Genomic DNA, 4,902 nt, shown 5'->3' with positions numbered 1-4,902 from the left:
CCCCCGGACACCGTCGGCCAGGCACCAGGAGCACCGGCCTGCGGAGCGGGAGCCGTCGGCTGGGACTGCGGGGTCGGCTGAGCCGACTCGACGGGCGGCGCGGCCGGGGCGGGGGCCGGCGGCTGCGCGGGAGCAGGCGCGGACTGTGCAGGCGCGGGCTGTGCGGGCATTGGCTCTACGGGAGCTGGAGCCGGAGGTGCCGCTTCCGGTGCCGGGGCGGCGGAAGGGGCGGACGGGCCCGCTCCACGCACCGCGGCCCGCGCGGCGGCCGGACCACCACCGGGCGGAACAGCCGGACCGGACGGCATCGGAGGACCGGACGGCTGCACCGGCGCGTGCGCGTCGGGCCCCGGTGCGTACCCCATGGCGGGGCCCTGGCCGCCCGCGCTGAAGTTCCCGCCGCGCTCCAGGCGGTCGAGGCGGGCGAGGACGGCGCGCTCGTCGTCGTACGCGGCGGGCAGCAGCACGCGCGCGCAGATCAATTCCAGTTGCAGACGCGGCGAGGTGGCGCCGCGCATCTCGGTGAGGCCTTCGTTGACGAGGTCGGCGGCGCGGCTCAGCTCGGCGGCGCCGAGCACCCCTGCCTGTGCCTGCATACGCTCCACGACATCGGTCGGGGCGTCGATCAGGCCCTTCTCGGCCGCGTCCGGGACGGCGGCGAGGATGACCAGGTCACGCAGCCGCTCGAGCAGGTCGGCGACGAAGCGGCGCGGGTCGTTGCCGCCCTCGATGACGCGGTCCACCACCTCGAAGGCGGCGGCGCCGTCACCGGACGCGAAGGCGTCCACGACGGCGTCGAGCAACGAGCCCTCCGTGTACCCGAGCAGGGCGGTGGCCATGCCGTACGTCACACCGTCCGCGCCCGCGCCCGCGAGGAGCTGGTCCATCACGGACATGGAGTCACGCACGGAACCCGCGCCGGCCCGCACGACGAGCGGCAGCACGCCGTCCGCAACGGGAATGTCCTCCTTGCCGCAGACCTCGCCGAGGTACTCCCGCAGGGTGCCGGGCGGGACGAGACGGAAGGGGTAGTGGTGCGTACGCGAGCGGATGGTGCCGATGACCTTCTCGGGCTCCGTCGTCGCGAAGATGAACTTGAGGTGCTCCGGCGGCTCCTCGACCACCTTCAGGAGGGCGTTGAAGCCCGCCGGGGTGACCATGTGGGCCTCGTCGATGATGTAGATCTTGTACCGACTGCTGGCCGGGCCGAAGAAGGCCTTCTCGCGCAGGTCACGGGCGTCGTCCACGCCTCCGTGCGAAGCCGCGTCGATCTCGATGACGTCGATCGAACCCGGTCCGTTGCGCGCGAGGTCGCGGCAGGACTGGCACTCGCCGCAGGGCGTCGGGGTGGGACCTTGCTCACAGTTGAGACAGCGCGCCAGGATGCGCGCGCTGGTCGTCTTGCCGCAGCCGCGCGGGCCACTGAACAGGTACGCGTGATTGACCCGGTTGTTCCGCAGCGCCTGCTGCAGCGGGTCGGTCACATGTTCCTGCCCGATGACCTCGGCGAACGACTCCGGGCGATAACGGCGGTACAGCGCAAGGGACGACACGCATACGAGGTTATCGGTGCCGACTGACAACCGGCCCCGCCCACGGAACCCACCGGCCGACCGGCCCCGCTCCGGAAACGCAAGCGCCCCCCACGCACCCGCCAGAGCCGACCTACCCTTGCTGCCTTCCGGCCCTGGGGGAGTTCAGTCAGATAGCGCCACGTGAGGGGCTGCGCACCACAGTAGCGGATCCCCTCCGGGAATCACGAGCCCGGTCCCCGCGCTCGGATCATGTTCGCGAGCACCCTCCAACGTCTTGTATTGTTTGCGGCGGAGGATTCGCCTAGTGGCCTAGGGCGCACGCTTGGAAAGCGTGTTGGGGGCAACCCCTCACGAGTTCGAATCTCGTATCCTCCGCCAGTGCCTCACCGGGCACTAACGTCGAAGGCCCCCACTGTTCGCAGTGGGGGCCTTCGACGTGTCCGGCCCTGTCGGGTGCGGGCGTTGGCGCCGGCCGGGCTCACATGTGGCGAAGCGAGCCTGGTGTGCGGCCCAGCATGGTGTGAGTGGTTCGGGTCAGGTGGGGCTGGTCCGTGAAGTCGGCTGTGGCTGCCGCTGTGGCCAGGGTGGTGCCGGGGAACGTCGCGATCGCTTCGCGCAGGCGGGACCACTGGCGGAGGCGGGCGAGCGGGATGCCGATCTGTTCGCGTACCAGGGTGCGTAGTCGGGGTGGGGAGAGGCCGACCTCGGTGGCGAGCTCCGTGAGGGGTGCGGGGCGGGTGAGCTCGCGCAGGGCGTGCGCCACGCGCGCGTCGAGGATGGGTACAGGCCGCCCGGTGAGCGCGAGGAGTTCGGTGTGCGCCGCGGTCAGGTCGGGTTGGCCGAGCGGGCCGAGGGCCGCCAGGAGGCGTCGTACGGCGGGGAGTTCGAGGCGTACGGGACCGCGTCCGGCGCCCGTCAGCGACCAGGGGTCGATGAACAGGGCCGCGTAGGCGGATGTCGTGGTGCAGGCGTGGGTGAGCTGTGGGGGGACGAGCAGGCCGGGCGCGGTGAGCGGTGGGTGGCCGTCCTGGGTGAGGATCGCGTGGCCCGTGGCCGGCAGGACCACCTTCCAGGCCGGGTGGCGGTGGCGGCCGACCGTGAAGGCCTCGGACTCGGCGAACAGCGTGGCGCGGGGACCGGCGGCGAAGAGGCGGCGCCGATCGTTCTGTTCAAGAGTCCACGTACGGGATGGGTCGAGCATCGCGTCATGGACTCTATGGCGGCCGTCGGCCTGGCGGTGTTCTTTCTGGCGGTGGGGGTCGCGCACTTCGTGTTCCCCCGCTACTTCCGTTCGCTGGTGCCCGGTTGGCTCGGGCGGGCCCGGCTGCTCGTGAAGGTCTCCGGGGTGGCGGAACTCGTCGTGGGCGCGCTCGTGTGGGTGCCCGCGAGCCGGGCGGCCGGGGCGTGGGCGGCGGCCGGGCTCGTCACCGTCTACCTGGTCCCGCACCTGGACGCGCTGCGGCCCGCGCACCGGGGCAGGGACGGCGTGCTGTGGCAGCCCGTCGGGGTGGCGGCCCGGCTGGTCGTGAACCTCTGCTATCTCGGCTTGGCCGTCGCCGTCGCGCTGTCGGCCGCACGACCCTGAGCAGGGCTGAGCAGGGCGTACGTACGCGGGGAAGCGGGGGCGGTGGCGTAGCGCGAGCCGTTGTCAGTGGGCGCGACTAGCCTGAAACGCGACAGGTGACTTGATCCGTTTTGGGAGGTTCCCATGGCTTCGCGTCTCAACCCGTACCTCAGCTTCGACGGCGATGCCCGGCAGGCGATGGAGTTCTACAAGGAGGTGTTCGGCGGCACCCTCTCCCTGAACACCTTCGGTGAGGCCAGTGGCCAGACCGATGCGCCCGAGGCCGGAAAGATCATGCACGGCATGCTGGAGAGCGCGAGCGGCTTCACGTTGATGGGCGCCGACACCCCGCCGGGCATGGAGTACACGCCGGGCAACACGTTCTCGGTGAGCGTCAGCGGTGACGACGACGCCGAACTGCGCGGCTACTGGGGGAAGTTGTCCGCCGATGGCACCGTGTCCGTGCCCCTGGAGAAGCAGATGTGGGGCGACGTGTTCGGCATGTGTACGGACCGGTTCGGCGTCACGTGGATGGTCGACATCGGCGAACCTCAGACCTGAGCGCCGGCCGGGGGTGCACCGAGTGGACCGGGGGCGACCGTCTCCCGCGCCAGGGCCAGCAGGTCGGGGATCGCCGGGTGGGCGCCGCGTTCCGGCCAGGCGATGAGCACCGGTACGTCGGGGGCGTCGGTCAGGGGGCGGTAGGCGACGGCGGAGTGGGCCATCATGCGGGGCGTGGACGCCGGGGTGACCCCGATGGCGCGGCCCGCGGCGATGGCGGCGTGCCAGTCCTCGGTGTTGGTCACGGTGACCACGGCGGTGGGCCGGTGCGCGGCCGGCCACAGCTCGGGCCTGGTGATGCCGGAGACGGTGTTGATCGCCAGTGGCTGGTCCGCGAGGTCCGCCAGGGTCAGCGTGGCGTGCCGGGCGAGCGCGCTGTCGGCGGCCACGACGGCGAGCCGGGCCTCGGTGAGCAGCGTCTCGGTCGCGACACCGGGTGCGGTGAGCGGGGCGCGCAGCAGCGCCGCGTCGACCTTGCCCTGGAGGAGACCGGCGGTGCGGTCGTCGACGCGGAGCAGTTCGAGGGGCGTGCTCGGGTGCCGGCGGTCCCAGCGGCGCAGGAGTTCCGCGGTGTGCTCGCCGAGCGCGGGGCCGGTGTGGCCGAGGCGCAGCGGGCGGCCGGCCAGGGCGGACGGGTCGAGCGCCGCGTCGACGGCGGCCACGGCGGCGGCCGCGCGGTCGCGGAACACCCGGCCCTCCGGGGTGAGTTCGAGGTGGTGCGTGGAGCGGTCGACCAGGCGCGCGCCGAGGTGTTCCTCCAGGGCGCGCAGTGAGCGGGAGAGTGCGGGCTGGCTCATGTGCAGCCGGGTCGCGGCGCGGGTGATCGTGCCCGCCTCCGCGATGGCGAGGAAGCAGCGGAGGTGGCGCAGTTCTACGGCCATCGGTCTCTGCCTCTCGCTCCGGATGCCGGGTCGCCGGGTTACCGAGTCGCCGGGACACCAGGTCACCGGGTCGCCGCGCTCCGCGTACCGGGTCACCGGCCCGGCTGATTTCGCGTACGGGCACCCCGCGGGTCGCCCGTACCGTCATGCGTTTCGAGCATAACCACGGGTCGGTACGCATTTCCCGTGGGGCGGAGCCGCTCCGTAGCGTGGGACGTATGACGACGACTGAGCGTGGGGGCTCCACGACCGCCCCTTCCGCCGCCTCCGCATCGGGCACCGCATCGGACACCGCATCCGGCACGCCTGCGGGCGGCCCGGCTCACTCCGCCGGGCGTGGGCGGCTGGTCGGGGTGGGGCT

5 protein-coding genes, 1 tRNA gene and 1 other RNA gene are annotated in these 4,902 nt (G+C 72.6%); 3 read left to right on the top strand and 4 right to left on the bottom strand.

Annotation, left to right across the window (positions count from 1 at the left end; translation table 11 throughout):
- Both GUY60_RS34475 and ffs read right to left on the bottom strand, forming a co-directional pair.
- Positions 1-1,553 (bottom strand): DNA polymerase III subunit gamma and tau (locus GUY60_RS34475; protein WP_161705134.1); only part of this gene is annotated, 1,553 nt, incomplete at its 3' end.
- Positions 1,554-1,629: 76 nt separating this feature from the next.
- Positions 1,630-1,728, bottom strand: an RNA gene (ffs, locus tag GUY60_RS34470) — signal recognition particle sRNA small type.
- A 97-nt stretch (positions 1,729-1,825) separates the two neighbouring features.
- On the opposite strand from ffs, the gene GUY60_RS34465 reads away from it, so the two are divergent.
- Positions 1,826-1,913, top strand: a tRNA-Ser gene (locus tag GUY60_RS34465).
- A 100-nt stretch (positions 1,914-2,013) separates the two neighbouring features.
- Here the strand turns inward: GUY60_RS34465 and GUY60_RS39600 are convergent.
- On the bottom strand, positions 2,014-2,736 hold the full coding sequence (locus tag GUY60_RS39600) for a helix-turn-helix domain-containing protein (RefSeq protein ID WP_161705132.1): 723 nt from the start codon (positions 2,734-2,736) through the stop codon (positions 2,014-2,016).
- A gap of 6 nt (positions 2,737-2,742) precedes the next feature.
- Between GUY60_RS39600 and GUY60_RS34455 the strand changes: the two genes are divergently transcribed.
- Positions 2,743-3,120 carry a DoxX-related protein gene (locus tag GUY60_RS34455; RefSeq protein WP_161705130.1) on the top strand — a complete coding sequence of 126 codons (378 nt, stop codon included), beginning with the start codon at positions 2,743-2,745 and terminating at the stop codon, positions 3,118-3,120.
- Between the two features lie 123 nt (positions 3,121-3,243).
- The gene (locus GUY60_RS34450; RefSeq protein ID WP_161705128.1) at positions 3,244-3,660 is read left to right on the top strand and encodes a VOC family protein; all 417 of its coding nucleotides are present in this window, start codon (positions 3,244-3,246) and stop codon (positions 3,658-3,660) included.
- Here GUY60_RS34450 and GUY60_RS34445 read toward each other — a convergent pair.
- Positions 3,651-4,541, bottom strand: coding sequence for a LysR family transcriptional regulator (locus tag GUY60_RS34445; RefSeq protein ID WP_161705126.1), 891 nt, complete (start codon positions 4,539-4,541; stop codon positions 3,651-3,653). The two genes, GUY60_RS34450 and GUY60_RS34445, sit on opposite strands and share 10 nt — an antisense overlap.
- Positions 4,542-4,902: the final 361 nt, after the last annotated feature.

The sequence above is a fragment of the Streptomyces boluensis genome (assembly GCF_009908195.1).
Lineage (GTDB): Bacteria > Actinomycetota > Actinomycetes > Streptomycetales > Streptomycetaceae > Streptomyces > Streptomyces boluensis.
Note: the sequence above shows the minus strand (reverse complement) of the source record. Positions and strands in the feature narration are given on the sequence as shown.

Coding starts and splice junctions, on each gene's coding strand:
- GUY60_RS34455 (WP_161705130.1), top strand. CDS start 2,743: ATGGACTCTATGGCGGCCGTCGGCCTGGCGGTGTTCTTTCTGGCGGTG.
- GUY60_RS34445 (WP_161705126.1), bottom strand. CDS start 4,541: ATGGCCGTAGAACTGCGCCACCTCCGCTGCTTCCTCGCCATCGCGGAG.
- GUY60_RS39600 (WP_161705132.1), bottom strand. CDS start 2,736: ATGCTCGACCCATCCCGTACGTGGACTCTTGAACAGAACGATCGGCGC.
- GUY60_RS34450 (WP_161705128.1), top strand. CDS start 3,244: ATGGCTTCGCGTCTCAACCCGTACCTCAGCTTCGACGGCGATGCCCGG.